The organism is Burkholderia sp. AU38729, from assembly GCF_020419725.1.
Taxonomy (GTDB): Bacteria; Pseudomonadota; Gammaproteobacteria; order Burkholderiales; family Burkholderiaceae; genus Burkholderia.
The window spans coordinates 392,960-412,065 of record NZ_JAIZQO010000001.1 but is presented as its reverse complement, the minus strand read 5'-3'; the positions used below and the strand labels follow the sequence as shown (position 1 = coordinate 412,065).

General features: G+C 68.2%; 16 protein-coding genes. 9 read left to right on the top strand and 7 right to left on the bottom strand.

Annotation, left to right across the window (positions count from 1 at the left end; all coding sequences use genetic code 11):
* Positions 1-31 precede the first annotated feature (31 nt).
* The 6 genes from LGM56_RS01775 to LGM56_RS01750 form a co-directional block, all read right to left on the bottom strand.
* On the bottom strand, positions 32-1,171 hold the full coding sequence (locus LGM56_RS01775) for an enoyl-CoA hydratase/isomerase family protein (RefSeq protein ID WP_226202406.1): 1,140 nt from the start codon (positions 1,169-1,171) through the stop codon (positions 32-34).
* On the bottom strand, positions 1,168-1,959 hold the full coding sequence (locus tag LGM56_RS01770) for an enoyl-CoA hydratase (RefSeq protein ID WP_226202404.1): 792 nt from the start codon (positions 1,957-1,959) through the stop codon (positions 1,168-1,170). The genes LGM56_RS01775 and LGM56_RS01770 overlap by 4 nt, the downstream gene beginning before the upstream one ends.
* Complete coding sequence (gene mmsB / locus LGM56_RS01765; RefSeq protein ID WP_226202402.1) at positions 1,956-2,858, bottom strand: 3-hydroxyisobutyrate dehydrogenase; 903 nt, start codon at positions 2,856-2,858, stop codon at positions 1,956-1,958. The genes LGM56_RS01770 and mmsB overlap by 4 nt, the downstream gene beginning before the upstream one ends.
* 18 nt (positions 2,859-2,876) lie before the next feature.
* Positions 2,877-4,391 (bottom strand): CoA-acylating methylmalonate-semialdehyde dehydrogenase, encoded by a 1,515-nt coding sequence (locus LGM56_RS01760; RefSeq protein WP_226202400.1) that lies wholly within the window; start codon positions 4,389-4,391, stop codon positions 2,877-2,879.
* Positions 4,392-4,501: 110 nt separating this feature from the next.
* Positions 4,502-6,208 carry an AMP-binding protein gene (locus LGM56_RS01755; RefSeq protein WP_226202398.1) on the bottom strand — a complete coding sequence of 569 codons (1,707 nt, stop codon included), beginning with the start codon at positions 6,206-6,208 and terminating at the stop codon, positions 4,502-4,504.
* 154 nt (positions 6,209-6,362) lie between these two features.
* Positions 6,363-7,496, bottom strand: a complete 1,134-nt coding sequence (locus tag LGM56_RS01750) for an acyl-CoA dehydrogenase family protein (RefSeq protein ID WP_089429048.1) — start codon at positions 7,494-7,496, stop codon at positions 6,363-6,365.
* Between the two features lie 137 nt (positions 7,497-7,633).
* On the opposite strand from LGM56_RS01750, the gene LGM56_RS01745 reads away from it, so the two are divergent.
* The 4 genes from LGM56_RS01745 (at position 7,634) to LGM56_RS01730 (ending at position 12,235) form a co-directional block, all read left to right on the top strand.
* Positions 7,634-8,668, top strand: coding sequence for an AraC family transcriptional regulator (locus tag LGM56_RS01745; protein WP_226202396.1), 1,035 nt, complete (start codon positions 7,634-7,636; stop codon positions 8,666-8,668).
* Positions 8,669-8,789: 121 nt separating this feature from the next.
* Positions 8,790-10,367 carry an NfeD family protein gene (locus tag LGM56_RS01740; RefSeq protein ID WP_226202394.1) on the top strand — a complete coding sequence of 526 codons (1,578 nt, stop codon included), beginning with the start codon at positions 8,790-8,792 and terminating at the stop codon, positions 10,365-10,367.
* The gene (locus tag LGM56_RS01735; protein WP_039366413.1) at positions 10,364-11,137 is read left to right on the top strand and encodes a slipin family protein; all 774 of its coding nucleotides are present in this window, start codon (positions 10,364-10,366) and stop codon (positions 11,135-11,137) included. Before LGM56_RS01740 ends, LGM56_RS01735 begins: the two co-directional genes overlap by 4 nt.
* Positions 11,138-11,293: 156 nt before the next feature.
* The gene (locus LGM56_RS01730) at positions 11,294-12,235 is read left to right on the top strand and encodes an Abi family protein (protein WP_226202392.1); all 942 of its coding nucleotides are present in this window, start codon (positions 11,294-11,296) and stop codon (positions 12,233-12,235) included.
* 428 nt (positions 12,236-12,663) lie between these two features.
* On the opposite strand, the gene LGM56_RS01725 is transcribed toward LGM56_RS01730, so the two are convergent.
* Positions 12,664-13,941: a haloacid dehalogenase-like hydrolase gene (locus LGM56_RS01725; RefSeq protein ID WP_089441870.1), complete on the bottom strand. Its 1,278-nt coding sequence runs from the start codon at positions 13,939-13,941 to the stop codon at positions 12,664-12,666.
* A gap of 505 nt (positions 13,942-14,446) precedes the next feature.
* Here LGM56_RS01725 and LGM56_RS01720 point away from each other — a divergent pair.
* The 5 genes from LGM56_RS01720 (at position 14,447) to LGM56_RS01700 (ending at position 19,093) form a co-directional block, all read left to right on the top strand.
* Complete coding sequence (locus tag LGM56_RS01720) at positions 14,447-15,346, top strand: M24 family metallopeptidase (protein ID WP_226202390.1); 900 nt, start codon at positions 14,447-14,449, stop codon at positions 15,344-15,346.
* Between the two features lie 45 nt (positions 15,347-15,391).
* Positions 15,392-17,179, top strand: a complete 1,788-nt coding sequence (locus LGM56_RS01715; RefSeq protein WP_226202388.1) for an SDR family oxidoreductase — start codon at positions 15,392-15,394, stop codon at positions 17,177-17,179.
* A gap of 30 nt (positions 17,180-17,209) precedes the next feature.
* A complete protein-coding gene (locus tag LGM56_RS01710) occupies positions 17,210-18,115 on the top strand; it encodes a metal-dependent hydrolase (RefSeq protein WP_175240183.1) in 906 nt (301 codons plus the stop codon).
* 78 nt (positions 18,116-18,193) lie between these two features.
* On the top strand, positions 18,194-18,481 hold the full coding sequence (locus LGM56_RS01705) for a hypothetical protein (protein WP_089426937.1): 288 nt from the start codon (positions 18,194-18,196) through the stop codon (positions 18,479-18,481).
* A gap of 453 nt (positions 18,482-18,934) precedes the next feature.
* Complete coding sequence (locus LGM56_RS01700) at positions 18,935-19,093, top strand: hypothetical protein (protein WP_179250180.1); 159 nt, start codon at positions 18,935-18,937, stop codon at positions 19,091-19,093.
* The last annotated feature ends 13 nt before the right edge of the window (positions 19,094-19,106 follow it).

Below are 19,106 nucleotides of genomic sequence, written 5' to 3'. Positions count from 1 at the left end.
ATCCGACGCGCCGCGGGGGCGCGTCGGAGCATCACGCCGCGCCGAGATCGGCCAGCGGATGCGCGAACAGCTTCCACGGCGACGTCAGGAAATGCCGCACGCGTTCGGCGCGCAGCTCGACGAGCGACGCGGGTGCCCAGCGCGGCTTGCGATCCTTGTCGACCAGATGCGCACGCACGCCTTCGCAGAAGTCGCCTTCCTCGATCGCGCGCGCGACGATGCCGAGCTCCATCCGGAACGATTCGGCCAGCGTCATCTGGCGGCCGCGCAGCAGTGCCTCGCGGGTCACGCACAGCATCGTCGGCGAGTGGCCGGTGAGCGCATCGAGCGTCGCCTGCAGCCATTGACGGTGCTCGCGCGACAGCTCCTCGCGTGCAAGATCCTGCGTCAGCGTCGCGACGATCCGCTCGACGGTCGAGCGCTTGTCGAAGTGACGCACGATCCACGGCATCTGGCTGTCGAGCGCCGCGTGCGGCACGACGTTGCACGGCGGCTCGAACACCTTGCGCAGCAACGGCAACGCATCGCCTTCCCACTTGACGCTTTCGATGCGCGTCTCGAACGTGTCGAGCCACGCGGACGGCACGCACAGATCCGCGAGTTTCGCCGTAAGTGCGTCGGCGCCCGACAGCATCGCGCCGGTCAGCCCGACGTACAGCTCGAGTTCGGCCGGCATGCGCGACAGGAAATGCGTCGCGCCGACGTCGGGCACGAGGCCGATGCGCGTCTCCGGCATCGCGATCTTGCTGCGCTCGGTCGCGACACGCAGCGCCGCGCCCTGTGCGAGGCCCATGCCGCCGCCCATCGTCACGCCGTCCATCAGCGCGACCACCGGCTTCGGGAACGTATGGATCGCGTAGTCGAGCCGGTATTCGTCGACGAAGAACGGCAGCCAGGTTTCGCGCTGCGCGACCATCCGGTACAGCGCACGCACGTCGCCGCCTGCGCAGAAACCCTTCTCGCCCGCACCGCGCAGCACGACCGCGACGATCTGGTCGTCGTGACGGCAGCGCTCGAGCAGCGCGGCCAGCTCGCCGATCATCGGGTACGACAGCGCATTGAGCGCGGCCGGCCGGTTCAGCGTGATCAGCGCCACGCGGTTCACCACGCGGAACAGCACCTCCGGTGCGTGCTCCGCGAACGCGTCGTGATTCGTCACCGGCGTGCTCATCGTTGCGGCTCTCCGTCGTTGTGCCACTGCGGCGCGCGCTTGCCGAGGAATGCAGCCACGCCTTCGCGCGGATCGTTCGTGTCGAACAGGTCGACGAAACGTTCACGCTCGACCGCGAGCGCCGCGCCGCGCGGCACGCCGCAGCGCGCGAGGCCGATCAGCTCCTTGCTGTAAGCGACCGCATGCGGGCTCTGCCGGGCGACGTTGCGTGCCAGCGCCAGCGCGGCATCGCGCGATGCGCCCGACTCCACGACGTCCTCGACGAGGCCGATCCTGAGCGCCGTGGCCGCATCGACACGCGCGCCGGTCAGGATGATCTTCTTCGCCCAGCCTTCGCCGACGAGCCAGGGCAGCGTCTGCGTGCCGAGGCCGCACGGCAGCAGGCCGACCGACGGTTCGGGCAGCGCCATCTGCGCATGCGTCTCCGCGATCCGCAGGTCGCACGCGAGCGCGCATTCGAGCCCGCCACCCATCGCGTAGCCGTTGATCGCCGCGATCGTCACGACGCGCGCGTCGTGCAGCGCCTCGAACGCCGCGCCGAACCGCGACGCCATCGCGCGTGCCACCGCGCGGTCGCCTTCGGCGAACGTGTTGAGATCGGCACCCGCGCTGAAGAACTTCGGGCCGTCGCCGGTGATCATCAGCGCGCGCACGCGCGGGTTCGCATTCAGTTCGGCGACGGTTTCCTGCAGTTGCCGCAGCCCGTCGGCGGTAAAGGCGTTCGCGGGCGGACGCTTGAGCGTCGCGCACGCGATCGCGCCGTCGTCGACGTAGTCGAGTTCGATCATGAGGCGTCCTTCTTCGTTGCCGGTTGGTACAGGCGGATCACCGCCGAGAAATCGAGCTGGCCGTCGCCGCGGCTGCTCATCGTCTGGTACAGCTGCTGCGCGAGCGCGCCGAGATAGACGGGCTGGCGCGCCTGCTTCGCGGCATCGTTCGCGAGGCCGAGATCCTTCAGCATCAGGTCGGTGCCGAAACCGCCCGAGTAACCGCGCGACGACGGCGCGGTTTCGATCACGCCCGGATACGGGTTGTACGTATCCGAACTCCAGCAGCGGCCCGTCGACGTGTTGACGATGCCGGCCAGCACCTTCGGGTCGATGCCGAGCGCGACGCCGAGCGACATCGCCTCCGACACGGCCGCCATCGAGATGCCGAGCACGAGGTTGTTGCAGACCTTCGCGACCTGCCCCATCCCCGTCGCGCCGCAGTGGACGATGTTCTTGCCCATGCCCGCGAGCACCGGCTTCACGCGCTCGAAATCCGCATCGCTGCCGCCGACCATGAAGGTCAACGTGCCGGCCGCCGCGCCGCCGGTGCCGCCCGACACGGGCGCATCGACGAACGCGCCGCCGTGCTCGCGCACGAGCGCGCCGAACGCCTGCGCGCTCGCCGGGTCGATCGTGCTCGAATCGATCACGGTCGCGCCCGCGCCGAGGCCGGCGAGCACGCCGTTCTCGCCGGCGAGTACCGAGCGCACGTGCGGGGCGGCCGGCAGCATCGTGATGACGAACGTCGCGCCCGATGCCGCATCGCGCGGCGACGCGGCCACCTGTGCGCCGGCGTCCTGCAGCGCGCGCAATGCGTCGGCGCTCAGGTCGAACGCATGTACTTCATGGCGTGCTTTCAGCAGGTTCAGCGCCATCGGCGCGCCCATGTGGCCAAGGCCGATAAAACCGATTTTCATGTTCGTGTCCTCCGCCGCTCAATGCAGCCGGATCGTCGTATTCACCGGGCCGGCCGTCGTGTCGTCGTCGAACCAGCGCGCGGTGACCGTCTTGGTCTGCGTGTAGAACTGCACGACCTGCTTGCCGTACGGGCCGAGATCGCCGAGCTTCGAGCCGCGCGAACCCGTGAAGCTGAAGAACGGCACGGGCACCGGAATCGGGATGTTGATGCCGACCTGGCCGATGTCGATCTCGCTCTGGAACTTGCGCGCAGCCGCGCCGCTCTGCGTGAACAGGCCCACGCCGTTGCCGAACGGATTCGCGTTGACGAGCGCGATCGCGTCGTCGAGCGTGTCGGCTTCCATCACGACCAGCACGGGCCCGAAGATTTCATGCGTGTAGACCGACATGTTCGTCTTCACGCCCGAGAAGATCGTCGGGCCGACGAAATTGCCCTGCTCGTAGCCGGTCACCTTCACGTCGCGACCGTCGAGTTCGAGCTTCGCGCCTTCCTTCACGCCCGCGTCGATCAGCGACAGGATGCGTTCCTTCGCGGCCTTCGACACGACCGGCCCGACGTCCGTGCCGGCTTCCGCGCCCGCATTGACCTTCAGCGCCTTTGCCTTCGCGACGATATCCGGCAGCCAGTCGCGCGCGTTGCCGACGAGGACCGCGACCGACGTGGCCATGCAGCGCTGGCCGGCCGCGCCGAAGCCCGCGCCGACGAGCGCGTTGATCGCCTGCTCGCGGTTCGCATCGGGCAGCACGACGGCGTGATTCTTCGCGCCCATCATCGACTGCACGCGCTTGCCGTGCGCGCTGCCGAGGTTGTACACGTGCGTGCCGACCGCCGTCGAGCCGACGAACGAGATCGCCTTCACGAGCGGATGCGTGCAGATCGCGTCGACGACTTCCTTGCCGCCGTGCACGACGTTCAGTACCCCTTTCGGTACGCCGGCCTCGACCGCGAGTTCGACGAGCTCCATCGTCGACAGCGGATCCTGCTCCGACGGCTTCAGCACGAACGTGTTGCCGCACACGATCGCCATCGGGAACATCCACAGCGGAATCATCGCGGGGAAGTTGAACGGCGTGATGCCCGCGCACACGCCGAGCGGCTGGCGCAGCGTGTAGGTATCCACCCCGCCCGCGACGTTCTCCGCGAACTCGCCGAGTTGCAGCGAACCGATCGAGCACGCGTGCTCGACCACTTCGAGGCCGCGGAAGATGTCGCCTTCGGCATCGGGAATCGTCTTGCCCTGCTCGGCCGTCAGCGTCTTCGCGATGCGCTGCTGGTTCGTGCGCACGAGATCCTGGAACTTCAGCATGATGCGCATGCGCGCGGCGATCGGCGTGTTCTTCCACGTCGCGAAGGCGGTGTGCGCGGCCTGCACGGCCGCGTCGACTTCCGCGACGGTCGCGAACGGCACGCGCGCGAGCACCTGCTGCGTCGCCGGGTTGACGATGTCGCGCCACTCGTTCGTGGCGGACTCGACGAAGGCGCCGTCGATCAGCAGCTTGACCGTCGGCACGTCTTTCGAATTCGCGTTCATCGATCCAATCTCCTGGCAGAGGGCCGCGAAGCGCGATATCGCCGCGCGGCCGGTTCAATTCGGCTGCGGGCGGCGGCCGCGGAATGCGGCGCGCACGGCCCGCGGTCACGTCACTTCAGTTCGGCGGCGAAATCCTCTTCCCAGTATTCGCCCGGCATCCGTTCACTGGCATCGTCGCCGCGCTCGATCTCGCGGCGACGCAATTCGACGCGGCGGATCTTCCCCGAGATCGTCTTCGGCAGCTCCGCGAACTGCAGGCGGCGAATGCGCTTGTACGGCGCGAGCTTCTCGCGCGAGAAGCGGAAGATGTCCAGCGCGAGTTCGGGGCTCTCCTCGTAGCCCTGCCGCAGCGTGATGAAGGTCTTCGGCACCGACAGCCGCACGGGGTCGGGGCTCGGCACGACGGCCGCCTCGGCGATCGCCGGATGCTCGATCAGCACGCTTTCGAGTTCGAACGGGCTCAGCCGGTAGTCGGACGACTTGAACACGTCGTCCGCGCGGCCGATGTACACGTAGTAACCGTCGTCGCCGCGCATCGCGATGTCCGACGTGCGGTAGTGGCCGTCGCGCATCGCGTAGGCCGTCGCGTCGGGGTTGTTCGCATAGCCTTTCATCAGCCCGACCGGGCGCGTGACGTCCGCGCCGATCGGCAACGCGACCTCGCCTTCGGTCACCGGCGTGCCGTCCGGGTCGAGGAGCTCGATCCGGTAGCCCGGCAGCGGCCGGCCCATCGAGCCCGCGACGACCGGCTGGCCCGGCGAGTTGCCGATCAGGCAGGTCGTCTCGGTCTGGCCGTAGCCGTCGCGGATCGCGATGCCCCACGCCTTCTTCACGCGCTCGATGATCTCGGGATTCAGCGGCTCGCCCGCGCCGACGATCTCGCGCAGCTTCACGTCGAACGACGCGAGCGGCTGCTGCACGAGCATGCGCCACACGGTCGGCGGCGCGCACAGCGTCGTCACCTGGTATTTGACGAGCGCATCGAGCACGACCTTCGGCTCGAAACGCGCGTAGTTGAAGGCGAACACGCACGCCTGCGCATTCCACGGCGCGAAGAAGCAGCTCCACGCGTGCTTGGCCCAGCCCGGCGAGCTGATGTTCCAGTGGATGTCGCCCGGTTGCAGGCCGACCCAGTACATCGTCGACAGATGGCCGACCGGATAGGTACGGTGCGTGTGCTCGACGAGCTTCGGCTTCGACGTCGTGCCCGACGTGAAGTACAGCAGCATCGGATCGTTCGCGTGCGTGATGGCGTCCGGCTCGAAATCGGCGCTCGCCGCATAGCCGTCGTTCATCGCGAGCCAGCCCGCGCGCGGCGCGCCGGCGACGATCTTCTGCGCGAGGCCGAGATCCGGCTGTTCGAACTTGGCGGTTTCGTTCTCGTCGACGATCGCGTATTTCGCGCCGCCGATCTGCACGCGATCGCGTACGTCGTCGGGCGACAGTTGCGTGGTGGCCGGCAGCACGATCGCGCCGAGCTTCATCGCGGCGAGCATCGCGTCCCACAGCTCGACGCGGTTCGGCAGCATCAGCAGGATCCGGTCGCCGCGCACGACGCCGATCGAGCGCAGCCAGTTCGCGATCCGCGACGAACGCTCGGACATCTGCGCGAACGAATACGGATCGCCCGTGCCCGTCGCCGCGTCGACGATCCACAGCGCGAGCTGGTCGTTGCCGCGCGCCATCGCGTCGAAGTAGTCGAGCGCCCAGTTGAATGCGTCGAGCACCGGCCACTCGAACTCGCGGTACGCGGTCTCGTAGTCGGTGCGATGGCGCAGCAGAAAGTCGCGCGCGTCCAGGAATGCCTGTACCGTCATCGTGTCCTCCAGTCTCCATGCGTCGAACCGGGCATGCGCTGCAGCCCATGCCCGGTTGCCTCCGTTGCGGCGCACGGTCACGTCGTTGCGTGCCGCGTTCGCCGCGCTGCCCTCGTGCCCCGCGCGATGTCGTCGCCGGGGTAACCGCCGCGGCTCAAAGCTGCCGAGCGATCACCATCCGCTGCACTTCGCTGGTGCCTTCGTAAATCTGCGTGATGCGCGCGTCGCGATAGTGACGCTCGACTTCGTAATCGACCAGGTAACCGTAGCCGCCGTGGATCTGGATCGCGTCCGAGCACACGCGTTCGGCCATCTCGGATGCGAACAGCTTCGCCTGCGACGCTTCCGACAGGCACGGCAGCCCGGCGGTGCGCAGCTTCGCCGCGTGATGCACGAGCAGGCGCGCGGCGTTGATCTGCACGGCCATGTCGGCGAGTTTCTGCTGGATCGCCTGGTGCTCGGCGATCGGCTTGCCGAACTGCACGCGCTCGCCCGCATAGCGGCGCGCCTTGTCGAATGCGGCGCGCGCGATGCCGAGCGCCTGCGCGGCGATGCCGATGCGTCCGCCCTCGAGGTTCGACAGCGCGATCTTCAGGCCTTCGCCGCGATTGCCGAGCAGGTTCTCTTCCGGAATCGCGCAGTTCTCGAACGTGATCGGGCACGTATCCGACGCGCGGATGCCCATCTTCTTCTCGGGCTTGCCGACGATGAAGCCCGGCGTGTCGGTCGGCACCAGGAACGCGGAAATGCCGCGCTTGCCGGCTTCCGGGTCGGTCATGGCAAAAACGATCGCCACGCCGGCACGCTGGCCGTTGGTCACGAACTGCTTCGCGCCGTTCAGCACCCATTTGCCGTCGCGCAACTCCGCACGCGTGCGCAGGTTGTTCGCCTCGGAGCCGGCGTGCGGCTCGGTCAGGCAGAACGCGCCGATCACGCGGCCGGACGCCATGTCGGCCAGCCAGCGATCCTTCTGCGCCGGCGTGCCGAAGCCGAGGATCGGCCCGCAGCCGACCGAGTTGTGCACGCTCATCATCGTCGCGCACGCGGCGTCGCCGGCGGCGACCTCTTCCATCGCCAGCGCGTAGGCCACGTAGTCCGTATACGAGCCGCCCAGCTCCTGCGGCACGATCATCCCGAGCAGGCCGAGCTCGCCGAGCTGCGCGACGATCGCGTCGGGCAGGTGCGCGTCGTGGTCCCACTGCGCCGCGTTCGGCGCCAGCATCTCGGTGGCAAACGCGCGCGCGGCGTCGCGGATCATCCGCTGGTCTTCGGTGTAAAGCTCGTCCATGGTGCTGCTGTCTCCCGCGGCCGCCGGGCGCGACCGTCCTTGCGTTTCGATGCAACAAGTGTAGGCAAGCCCGCGCGACTGTTCGATGCTCGCGTCGCTCATTTACACTGAGCGTTTTTGCCACACCGGCGGCACGGATGAAGCAGGAAGACAAGGGAACCGTCGCGATCAGCCTCGTCGCTTACAGCGTCGCGCTCGCGACCCGGCGCGGCGTCGCGGCCGAGCCGCTGCTCGCGCAGGCCGGCATCGCGCCCGCGCTGCTCGGGCAGCCGCGCGCACGGGTGTCCGCGCAACAATACGGCGCGCTGTGGAACGCGATCGCGCGCACGCTCGACGACGAGTTTTTCGGGCAGGATCGCCACCCCATGCGCAGCGGCAGCTTCATCGCGATGAGCCAGGCGGCGCTGTCCGCGCGCGACGGCCTGCACGCGATGGCGCGCGCGGTGAATTTCATGCACTGCGTGCTCGACGATCTGCACGCGGAGCTCGACGCGACTCCGCAGCGCGTGCGGTTGCGCTTCGTGCACCGCAACAACGGCGCGACGCCGGCGATGTTCACGTACGCGACCTATTTCATCATCGTGTACGGGCTCACCTGCTGGCTGATCGGGCGGCGCATCCCGCTGCTGCATGCGAGCTTCCGCTGCGACACGCCACCCGCCGACCACGAATACCCGTCGATGTTCTGTGACGACATGCGCTTCAACGAGCCCGATTCGTATGTCGATTTCGATCCCGAATTCGCGACGCTGCCGGTCGTGCAAAACGCGAAGACGCTCAAGGCGTTCCTGCGCAACGCGCCGGCCAGCTTCATCGTCAAGTACCGCAACCCGAACGCGCTCGCGCAGCGCGTGCGCGCGGTGCTGCGCGGGATGCCGCCCGCGGCGTGGCCGGGCGCCGGCGGGATGGCCGCGCGGCTGCATGTGGCCGAGGCCACACTGCGCCGCAAGCTGCACCAGGAAGGCCACGCGTACCAGTCGATCAAGGACACGCTGCGGCGCGATCTCGCGTTCGAGGCGCTGGCGGACCCCGCGCGCACGATCGCCGATGTCGCCGCCGCGACCGGTTTCGCGGAACCGAGCGCGTTCTACCGCGCGTTCCGCAAATGGAGCGGGCGCAGCCCCGCCGACTACCGCGACGAAGTGCTCGCGCGGGACGGCGGCGCGAGCTGAAGCCGGCCGGCACGGCTGTCGCTTCGCGCTTTGTGCCGAAACCGCCTAATCTTTAAGCATCGGGCCCAGGCCCTTTCCGCCAGCCGGACGGCACGCGGCCGCGCGCCGCCCGGACGCCGCGATGCACTTTCATCGTCACGGGCCGTCGCCGGCGCCTGCCACGCCCGGCGGCCACCCTCGTCACCCGCTGTCCGCGCGGGTCGCGCGCGCCGCGCTGTTCGCGGCGCTGCTCGTCGTGTGCGCCGCTGTCGCTGCACCGTCGCCTGCCGAAGCCCCCGCCGCCGCCCGCCCGGTGGTCGTGATCCCGATCAACGGCGCGATCGGCCCGGCCAGCGCCGATTTCATCGTGCGCTCGCTCGACCGCGCGGCCCGCCAGCACGCGCCGCTCGCGATCCTGCAGCTCGACACGCCCGGCGGCCTCGACACGTCGATGCGGCAGATCATCAAGGCCATCCTCGGCTCGCCGGTGCCGGTCGCCGCGTTCGTCGCGCCGGGCGGCGCGCGGGCCGCGAGCGCGGGCACCTACATCGTCTATGCCAGCCACTTCGCGGCAATGGCGCCCGGCACCAATCTCGGCGCGGCGTCGCCCGTGCAGTTCGGCATCGGCGGCGCCGCGCCGCCGGGCGGGAATCCTGCGGCACCGCGGATGCCGGGCGGCACCTCGGGGGCGTCGGGGGCGTCCGATGCGGCCGCTTCGCAAGCCGCGCTGCCGACCGATACGCAATCGACCGAGATCCGCAAGGCAATGCAGGACGCCTCCGCGTATATCCGCGGCCTCGCGCAACTGCGCGGGCGCAATGCCGAATGGGCCGAGCGCGCGGTGCGCGAGGCCGTGAGCCTGTCGGCGAGCGAGGCGCGCGCGCAGCATGTGGTCGACCTGATCGCGCAGGATCCGGCCGATCTCGCCCGCCAGCTCGACGGCCATAGCGCGACGACCACCGCCGGCACGGTGCGGCTCGCGACCGCGCATGCGCCGCTCGTCGTGGTCGAGCCCGACTGGCGCAGCCGCTTCCTGGCGATCATTGCCGACCCGAACGTCGCGCTGATCCTGCTGACGATCGGCATCTACGGCCTGTTCTTCGAGTTCGCGAACCCCGGCTTCGTGCTGCCGGGCGTCGCCGGCACGATCTGCCTGCTGGTCGGGCTGTTCGCGATGCAACTGCTGCCGATCAGCTATGCGGGCCTCGGCCTCGTGCTGCTCGGTCTCGGCTGCCTGGTCGCCGAGGCGTTCCTGCCGACCTTCGGCGTGCTCGGGTTCGGCGGGATCGTGTCGTTCACGATCGGCGCGCTGATGCTGATCGACACCGACGTGCCCGGCTACGGGATTCCGTGGCCCGTGATCGCGAGTCTCGCGCTCGGCGGCGGGCTGCTCGTCGCGGGCGTATCGAGCGTCGCGCTGCGCGCGCGCCGCCGCCCGGTCGTGACGGGCGCCGAGGCGATGGTCGGCAGCATCGGCGAGGTGCTCGACGACGGCCTGCTGGCCGACCAGCCGCACGCTGCGGCCGGCGCCGCGCCGTCCGCCGCCGGCTGGGCGCGCGTGCGCGGCGAGCGCTGGCGCGTGGCCAGCAGTGCGCCGCTTGCCGCGGGCTGCCGCGTGCGCGTCACCGGCCGCCACGGGCTGCTGCTCACCGTCGCCCCGCTCTACGACGTGCCGGGGCAGGAACCCCATCGAGAACAACACCAGGGAGAACCTTCATGATCGGTTTCACGTTCGGCTTCAGCAGCATCCTGATCGTCTTCGTCGTGGTGCTCGTCGCGTCGTCGATCCGCATCTTCCGCGAGTACGAGCGCGGCGTGGTGTTCATGCTCGGCCGCTTCTGGAAGGTGAAGGGGCCGGGGCTCGTGCTGATCATCCCGATCGTCCAGCAGGTCGTGCGGATCGACCTGCGCACCGTCGTGTTCGACGTGCCCGCACAGGACGTGATCACGCGCGACAACGTGTCGGTGAAGGTCAATGCGGTCGTGTATTTCCGCGTGGTCGATCCGGAGAAGGCCGTGATCCAGGTGGCGCGCTTCTTCGAGGCGACGAGCCAGCTCGCGCAGACGACGCTGCGCGCGGTGCTCGGCAAGCACGAACTCGACGCGCTGCTCGCCGAGCGCGAGCAATTGAACGCCGACATCCAGAAGACGCTCGACGCGCAGACCGATGCGTGGGGGATCAAGGTGTCGACGGTCGAGATCAAGCACGTCGACCTGAACGAGACGATGATCCGCGCGATCGCGCGGCAGGCCGAGGCCGAGCGCGAGCGGCGCGCGAAGGTGATTCATGCGGAAGGCGAACTGCAGGCGTCGGAGAAACTGCTGCAGGCCGCGCAACGGCTCGCGCTGCAGCCGCAGGCGATGCAGCTGCGCTACCTGCAGACGCTGACGACGATCGCGGCGGACAAGAACTCGACGATCGTGTTTCCGCTGCCGGTCGATCTGCTGGGGGCGTTGCTGGAGCGGTTGGGGGGGAAGCGGGAGGGGTGAGGCAGACATTCGGATACCCCAGGACCCGCCGAGCGAGGGACGACAGGCTCGATAGCGACCGGCGCAACCTCATCGGCCAAATGGTATGGAAGATGGCAGCTCACGCTCCGTTGGCGTATACAACGAGATCCGCATGCATGGCAGTACGGATCGACGATGGGCAAGACTCGGACAAGGAAGACAGTATCGGCAACGCCAACCAGGGCCTATGCCAAGGTGGCCCTCAGTGCCGAGGAGACACTGCATCGACTGTGGCAGCGCGGCCTGCGCATCGACGATCGTCCCGCGAATTTGCGAATGCTTCGGTCGATCGGCCATTTCCGGCTGCTGGTCTACATGCGCCGGTTTCAGAACCCCGCCACCAAGCGGTTCTGGCCTCGAACCCGTTTCTCCGACGTCGTTGAACTCTACGCCTTCGATCGACGTCTGCGCTCGGTCACGATGGACGCGATCGAGCGCATCGAGGTTGCGTTGCGCGCTGCACTGAGCAATCCCCTCGCAATCGACTACGGCAGCCACTGGTATGTCGAGCGGGACCGTTTCGCCGACCTGCGCCACTACGCGCGCATTCTGGATCAGATCGCCCGGGAATGCGAAACGCGGAAAGGCTCGGCACTGACTCACTACTATCGAACCTACGCCAGCCCCGACCTGCCGCCGATCTGGCTGGTCTGTGAGCGGTTGAGCCTGGGCGCGTTGTCCCGGATCTTCAGCGCGCTCTCGACTCACGACCGGAAGGTCGCCGGGCGCCACGTGTGGCCGGACATCCCGGATACGGTGCTCACCAGCTGGCTGCAATCGCTCACCGACTTGCGCAATGCGTGCGCTCACCACGCTCGGCTTTGGGGAATGAAGCTGACGGTATCGCCCCCCGCCAAGCCAGCCGGGCGAAGTCTTGTCCGATATGCCCCGGAAATGCCCCGCCCCGAGACGTTCTACGCCCGCGCGACGATGATGAAGGCCCTGCTCGACCCGCTCGGTCATGGCGGCGAATGGCGCGAAACCTTGCGAGCAACGTTGACGGGGTGTGAGCACGTGGACCCGGCGACACATCTCGGCTTCACGACCGATTGGCATGCGACGCCGGCGTGGCAGTGAGTTCAGGGCGGATGCAACGCGCTGCACCGTTTTCGGCGCGAGGCCTTTTGACATCCCGTCGATACTTCGCTAGCATCCTCGATGAAAACGCTGGGGACGCCTCTCGACGATGCGCAACACTTCAGACGGCAAAAGGACGCGCAAGCGTCCTTTTTTATTTCCAGGCCTACTTCCTGTTCCGACCCATTTCCGGATTCCACGACGCGCCCACTCGCGGTCGACCGTGCACGCGCGCCGCGCCGATCCCCGCCTCTCGTACGGAAGGCGAACTGCTGTTTCCGCTCCCGGTCGATCTGCTGGGGGCGTTGCTGGAGCGGTTGGGCGCGCCACGCGAGCGCTGAGACGCTCGTTTCCGGCCCGCGCGGCGCGGCAGTCGATTCCGCTGGACGCTGGGCCGCAACCGCCCAGCGTCCAGCGCCCGGCGCGCGTCAAGCCAGCAGCTTGCGCTCGGTCTTGCCGTACTTGATCGACTTCTCGTCCGGGATCATCAGGCCCGTGTGCTCGTCGCGGCCCTGCAGCAGGAAGCGCGCGTCCGACTTGCCGATCTGTTCGGCCGCGAGTTTGCTGTCCGCGCCGATCTCGCCCTTCTTCATCCGGTTGACGATCACGCCGGCCGCGGTGTCCTTGAAGTCGCGCAGCATCCACGCGTCGCCGTCGCTGTCGCCGAACACCAGCAGCGGGCCATAACCCTTCTTCGACGCAAGGACGTTGCGGATGCCCACCGTCTTGCCGGGCCCCCAGTTGAAATGCCAGCCGGCCGGATACGTGCTCGTGTACTTGCCGTCCCGCATGTCGAGACGCAAGCCGATCACGTTCCCGGGCGGCACGCCGTAGCCATAGTTCGGATTGCCGGCGAACACACGCACGACATCATCGAGCGATGCCGTGCTGACGTACACGTCGATGCCGTTGGCGCGCAGCGTATGCATCACCGCGCGGATTTCCTCGTGAATGCGAATGCCGTGGAAATGCGTGTCGGCCACCACGCCGGCCTTGCCCGGCAGCGTCTTCGGGCTTTCGTAACGGACCTTGCGCAACGCATCGCCGATGCCGTAGTTGTTCGACGCTTCCGCCATCGCCTGCAGCTCGGCGGTCGTCATATTCTTGTAGAAATAGATGATCCACTTGTAGCCGATCTCAAGCGGATGCGTGTCGCAGATCGCGTCGTACATGAAGTACAGCTTCGCGCGGAAATCCTTGAACTGATCGGTCTCGCGAATCTCGTCGAGGCTCTTGTCGCCCCCGAATCCCTGGTAGTTCGCGTAAAGCCAGCGATAGTCGGATTCGACGTCGGCCGCGAGGTCTTCCATCGTCACCGGCTTGCCGTCCACCGTCGCGTAGTCCTTCATGAAGGCGCCCTTCGGCACGTCCTTCCACATCACGTCGACGAATTCGGCTGGCGTCAGTTTGTACTGCAGATGGTTGATCTGGTACATCAGCAGCGCCTCTTCGCAGTCGTTCATGATGCACGTGTTGTCCCAGTCGAACACCGCGTACGGGCGGCGCTTGTCGTCGTAGTGCGCGCTCGCGACGCCATGCTGGTCGAGCACCGCCTGCAGGCGCGCGGCGTTGAACGGCGACCAGCGGCCCGGGTCCAGCGCATCCGGCACGGCTGCGCTCTTCGCGCCGGCCGTGCCGGCCTTGAGCATCAGCGATGTCGCGGCGGTCGCCGCGGCAAGGGTATTCATGAACTGGCGGCGTTGCATGGTCTCTCTCCCTGGAAATGTCGAATCGGTTTCAGTCGCTATCCCGCGCGGCTCACCGCGCACCGGCCGCTGATCGGCGCGGCGAAGCCGGGACGGCTCCGAACCGGGGGCGAATGATGTGACGAAATTATTTCGGCAATTTGACAGCGTCACGTCGCGACACGACGGGGAGTTGATCCGGCGCGACATGTCGCGCCGTCGCAAGGCGGCCGCGCACGCGGCCATCCGGGCCGGCGCCGGAAGACGGCGCGTGACAATCCCGGTCAGTGTCCCGACCCGGACGGCTGCGCAGGGGGCCGTCCGGCCCAACTTCCGGAAATCTAGAGTTTCCACTCCACTTCGGCCCTTCATTAGGACAAATCCTCACCCTCGGGGGCTGGCGCGCGTCCCGGAACCGTCTATGATCTTTACATCGCTCAATGACACATTAAATGCTGACTGAATAACCCGCGCCGGTGATGCCGGCGGGCGCATTCCGGATCAGCACCCCCAACGGAGACGCATCATGGCCGACCATCCCCCGCTGCCGGAAGTCCACCTCGACGAGCTGCCGCAATTCCGCGCGGTCCAGCAGCTGGCGTACCGCTGCGTCGAAACCGTCGGCGCGATGCTCTACCCCGGCATCACCGAAAAGGAAGCCGCGCGCCTGCTGACCGAATGGCTGCAGGACAACGGCGTGCACGACTGGCTGCACAAGCCGTTCGCGTGGTTCGGCGACCGCACCGCGTTCGAGGGCTTCTCGGGCCTCAAGCACCTGGGCGGCTTCAATCTCGCGTTCTTCCCGAGCAACCGGCAGCTCGAAACCGACATGCCGGTGATCCTCGACGTCGCGCCGGTGCTCGACGGCATCGTGGCCGACGTTGGCTACGCGCACTGCCTCGGCCACAACCCGATCCTCGAACAGCTGCAGGACGATTTGATCGATCACCGCGACATGATCGTGCGGCTCGTGAAGGCGCGCCGGCCGATGGCCGAGGTCGCGCAGGAAGTCGACGCGCTGTGCCGCCGCCAGGGTGTCGAGCCGCGCCACAAGGCCTATCCGTTCAAGGTGCTCGCGCACCGCGTCGCGAAGATCCACAAGCTGTCGAAGCCGCGCTTCGTCGCGCGCTTCGGGCTGAACGCGACGCGCAACCTGCTGCTTGACCAGGGCCGCGCGGCGAAGCAGCAAGGCTGGTCGCCGCTGTGGTCGATCGACCGCCGCTCCGAGCATGCGCCGGTGCCGGGCCTGTGGGCCGTCGAGCCGCATCTCGGCTTCGCCGGCGTCGGCGCGAAATTCGAAGAGCTGCTCGTCATCACCGAAGACGACGCGTACTGGCTCGACGAAGACCTGCCGCACGTGCGCCGCTGGCAGCGCCGCCAGGCCGAGCGGATGCAGGCCGTCGCGACCGTGCCGGCCGCCGCCTGACCCGAACGCGCCCATCCTCCCGACTCCCTGAACGACGGACTCACGATGCAGCCTCTTTCCGACGAAGCACCGCTGGCCCTGTTCGAATCGGTTCACAGCGAAACGGCGGTCGCCTCCGGCGACCTGACGCTCGCGGTCAAGACCTGGGGCGACCCGGCCCGCTCGCCGGTCGTGCTCGTGCACGGCTACCCCGACGACAGCAGCGTCTGGCAGCACGTCGCGCCGCTGCTCGCGCGCACGTCGTACGTGATCGCGTACGACGTGCGCGGCGCGGGCCTGTCCGGCGTGCCGAAGCGCACGGCCGACTACCACCTCGCGAAGCTGACCGACGACTTCGTCGCGGTGATCGACGCGCTCTGCCCCGGCCGCGCCGTGCACCTGGTCGCGCACGACTGGGGCTCGATCCAGGGCTGGGAATTCGTCACCGATCCGCGCCTCGCCGGCCGCATCGCGTCGTACACGTCGTGCTCGGGGCCGTGCCTCGACCACGTCGGCTTCTGGCTGCGCGAACGCGTGCTGCACCCGACACCCGCGTCGCTCGGCAAGCTCGGCGGCCAGCTCGCGCGGTCGTGGTACGTGTACCTGTTCCACCTGCCGTTCATCCCCGAACTCGGCTGGCGGCTGTGGCTCGGCCGCGCATGGCCGCGCCTGCTGCGCCGGCTCGAGAAGACGCCCGTCATGCCGCGCCCGACGCAAGCCGACGACGGCGCGCGCGGTGTGCGCCTGTATCGCGCGAACTTCATCCGCTGCCTGTTCGCGCCGCGCGAACGCCACGCGCATGCGCCGGTGCAGACGATCGTGCCGCTCGGCGACAAATACGTAAGCCCGGCGCTGTCCGAGAACCTGTCGCGCTGGGTGCCGCAGTACTACCGCCGTGAAGTCGCGGCCGGCCACTGGCTGCCGCTCGCCGATCCGGCGCGCTTCGCGGCGCTCGCCGGGCAACTGATCGACGCGGTCGAATCGGGCAATGAACCGCCCGCGCTCGCGAACGCGCGCCGCCGCGCCACGAGCGGCCGCTTCAGCGGCAAGGTCGCGGTGGTGACCGGCGCGGGCAGCGGCATCGGCCGCTGTGCGGCGCTCGCGTTCGCCCGCGAAGGCGCGACGATCGTCGCGTGCGACATCGATCTCGCGAGCGCCGAACGCACCGCGCTGCTGATCGGGCTCATCGGTGCGCAAGCGCACGCGAAGCGGGTCGACGTCGGGTCCGCCGATGAAATGGAAGCGCTGGCGACGTGGGTCGGCAGCGAACTCGGCGGCGCGGACGTCGTGATCAACAACGCGGGCATCGGCATGGCCGGCGGCATCCTCGACACGAGCACGCGGCACTGGGAACGCATCCTGCACGTGAACCTGTGGGGCGTGATCCACGGCTCGCGGCTGTTCGCGCAGCAGATGGCCGCGCGCGGCACCGGCGGGCACATCGTCAACACCGCGTCGGCCGCCGCGTTCGGGCCGTCGCGCGACCTGCCCGCGTATGCGACGACGAAGGCTGCCGTGCTGATGCTCAGCGAATGCATGCGCGCGGAACTCGCGGAACAAGGCATCGGCGTGACGGCCGTGTGCCCCGGCTTCGCGGAGACCGGAATCATGGCGTCGACGCAATACGCGGGCGCCAACGCACAGGACGAAGCGCGGCTGCGCAAGCGCGCGACGAAGCTGTACCAGATGCGCGGCCTGAAGCCCGAAACCGTCGCGCAGGCGATGGTCGACGGCGTGCTGCGCAACCGCCCCGTCGTCGCGGTCGGCGGCGAGGCGCACGCGATGCGCTTCGTCGGCCGCTTCATGCCGTGGCTCGGCCGGATGATCGCCCGCGTCAGCATGGCATCGCATTGACGGCGCATCGCGCCGCACAGGGAGACACAGATGACCGATACCGCCGACTATCACAAGATCAAGGCCCGGCACGTGAAGTTCGACTTCAGCGACACGCCGGTTACCTGGGTGCCGAACGACCCGGGCAGCACGCACATCATCAACACGCTGAACCTGCTGTTCCCGGAAGGCGAACTGTGGTTCTGCCGCGTGTACAACAAGGCGTTGCCGCTGATCACCGATGCGCGCCTGCGCGACGAGGCCGAAGGTTTCCTGCGGCAGGAAGCCGTCCATTCGCGTTCGCACGGCGGCGTGCTCAAGCACTACTACGACCGGCACGGGATCGACACGAAGCCGTTCACGCAGAAGCTCAATCGCCTCTTCACGCGCGTGCTCGGCGAACAGCCGCTCGGGCTGAAGATCGGCCACACGCGTTTCTGGCTGCGCCAGCAGCTCGCGGTGATCGCGTCGCTCGAGCATTTCTTCGGCTATCTCGGCAACTGGGTGCTCAACGCGCACGGGCTCGACGAAGGCCGTGCCGACCCGACGATGGTCGACCTGCTGCGCTGGCACGGCGCCGAGGAAGTCGAGCACCGCACGGTCGCGTTCGACATCTACCGGCACCTGGGCGGCACCTATCCGGAGCGCTGCGTGCACATGGCGTTCGTGATCCTGCTGCTGCTCTACTACATCACGACGGGCGCGAAGTTCATGTACCGGCGCGACCCGGCCGCCGGCCGCTACCCGGGTTTCGTGCTCGCGTGGTGGCAAGGCTCGCGGCGCGGGCACCTGCCGTCGTTCTGGAAGGTGATCGGCGCGGCGCTGCGCTATTTCAAGCCGGGCTATACGCCGCACCACGAAGGCTCGACCGAACAGGCGCTCGCCTATCTCGCCCGCTCGCCGGCCGCGCAGGCGGCCGCGCACGGCGGCAACTGGGGCACGACGAAGGGTGCCTGAACGGGTTTCCTGCCGGCTCGGCGGGCGGCGCCCGCCGAAATGCGTACAATCGCGGCTTCATTTCCCGGAGGTGCCGCGATGGCCATGAAGAAAACCGATCTCGAAAAGAACAAGGCGCTCAAGCTGACGCACGCGCTGAAGCAATCCAGCTCCGCGCGTTTCGGCAAGGGCGCCGAAGAAGCCACCAAGCTCGACCGCCGCGCGCAGCGCAAGCTCGACCAGGAACAGGGCCTCGTGCCGTTCGCCTGCAAGCTCAATGCCGACCTCGTCGAACAGCTCAAGGCCCGCGCGGCCACGCACCCGGAAGGGATGACGGGCCTGCTGTCCGAGCTGCTCGTGAACGGGCTCGCGCAACGCGACGCGTGACCCGCGCCCGCGTCGAATATTGTCATTGACGCCGCCGCGCGGCGACGCACGCGCTCGCGTGCCTGTGTTCGCGCTCATTGCCATCGCGATCCATCGCCGGGCACAGGCACGAAACGGTGCGTCATCGATGGCGCCGGCGCGTCAGCGCGCCGATGGGTACCGCCGCCCGTCACACCAGGCCTCGCCGGAAACGGCCGAGGCCTTTTTTCGAGGTTGCGCGCCGTCCGTCCGGTCCAGTGAATCGAACGAAGAACACGACGCGCCGCGCAAGCACGTTGCCCGTCAGCCGCACGCGACGCTCGCGCCAGCGGGAACAAGGGACCGAAAGCACCCGCGTATTGAGATTCTCTTCAGGAAGTTGGTCGCATCGATGCGGCGTGGACACACTACGTATCCCGAACGCCTTGTGTCACCCGAGAAGGCGTTCCCACCATCGAAACCGGAGATTATCTGATGAACGCATCCCGAGTGATACTTGCTCTCGCCGCAGCATTCGCCGTCAGCGGCAACGCCGTCGCCTGCGACGATCCTGACCACGACGCGCCCGCTGCCCAGCAACAGACCAGCGACCAGGCGAGCGACCAGGCAAGCGCGGAAGCAGCCGGCCACTGAGCGCCGTGCGCGT

Coding starts and splice junctions, on each gene's coding strand:
- LGM56_RS01710 (WP_175240183.1), top strand. CDS start 17,210: ATGACCGATACCGCCGACTATCACAAGATCAAGGCCCGGCACGTGAAG.
- mmsB (WP_226202402.1), bottom strand. CDS start 2,858: ATGAAAATCGGTTTTATCGGCCTTGGCCACATGGGCGCGCCGATGGCG.
- LGM56_RS01755 (WP_226202398.1), bottom strand. CDS start 6,208: ATGACGGTACAGGCATTCCTGGACGCGCGCGACTTTCTGCTGCGCCAT.
- LGM56_RS01700 (WP_179250180.1), top strand. CDS start 18,935: ATGAACGCATCCCGAGTGATACTTGCTCTCGCCGCAGCATTCGCCGTC.
- LGM56_RS01715 (WP_226202388.1), top strand. CDS start 15,392: ATGCAGCCTCTTTCCGACGAAGCACCGCTGGCCCTGTTCGAATCGGTT.
- LGM56_RS01775 (WP_226202406.1), bottom strand. CDS start 1,171: ATGAGCACGCCGGTGACGAATCACGACGCGTTCGCGGAGCACGCACCG.
- LGM56_RS01770 (WP_226202404.1), bottom strand. CDS start 1,959: ATGATCGAACTCGACTACGTCGACGACGGCGCGATCGCGTGCGCGACG.
- LGM56_RS01720 (WP_226202390.1), top strand. CDS start 14,447: ATGGCCGACCATCCCCCGCTGCCGGAAGTCCACCTCGACGAGCTGCCG.
- LGM56_RS01740 (WP_226202394.1), top strand. CDS start 8,790: ATGCACTTTCATCGTCACGGGCCGTCGCCGGCGCCTGCCACGCCCGGC.
- LGM56_RS01760 (WP_226202400.1), bottom strand. CDS start 4,391: ATGAACGCGAATTCGAAAGACGTGCCGACGGTCAAGCTGCTGATCGAC.
- LGM56_RS01745 (WP_226202396.1), top strand. CDS start 7,634: ATGAAGCAGGAAGACAAGGGAACCGTCGCGATCAGCCTCGTCGCTTAC.
- LGM56_RS01725 (WP_089441870.1), bottom strand. CDS start 13,941: ATGCAACGCCGCCAGTTCATGAATACCCTTGCCGCGGCGACCGCCGCG.
- LGM56_RS01730 (WP_226202392.1), top strand. CDS start 11,294: ATGGGCAAGACTCGGACAAGGAAGACAGTATCGGCAACGCCAACCAGG.
- LGM56_RS01750 (WP_089429048.1), bottom strand. CDS start 7,496: ATGGACGAGCTTTACACCGAAGACCAGCGGATGATCCGCGACGCCGCG.
- LGM56_RS01735 (WP_039366413.1), top strand. CDS start 10,364: ATGATCGGTTTCACGTTCGGCTTCAGCAGCATCCTGATCGTCTTCGTC.
- LGM56_RS01705 (WP_089426937.1), top strand. CDS start 18,194: ATGGCCATGAAGAAAACCGATCTCGAAAAGAACAAGGCGCTCAAGCTG.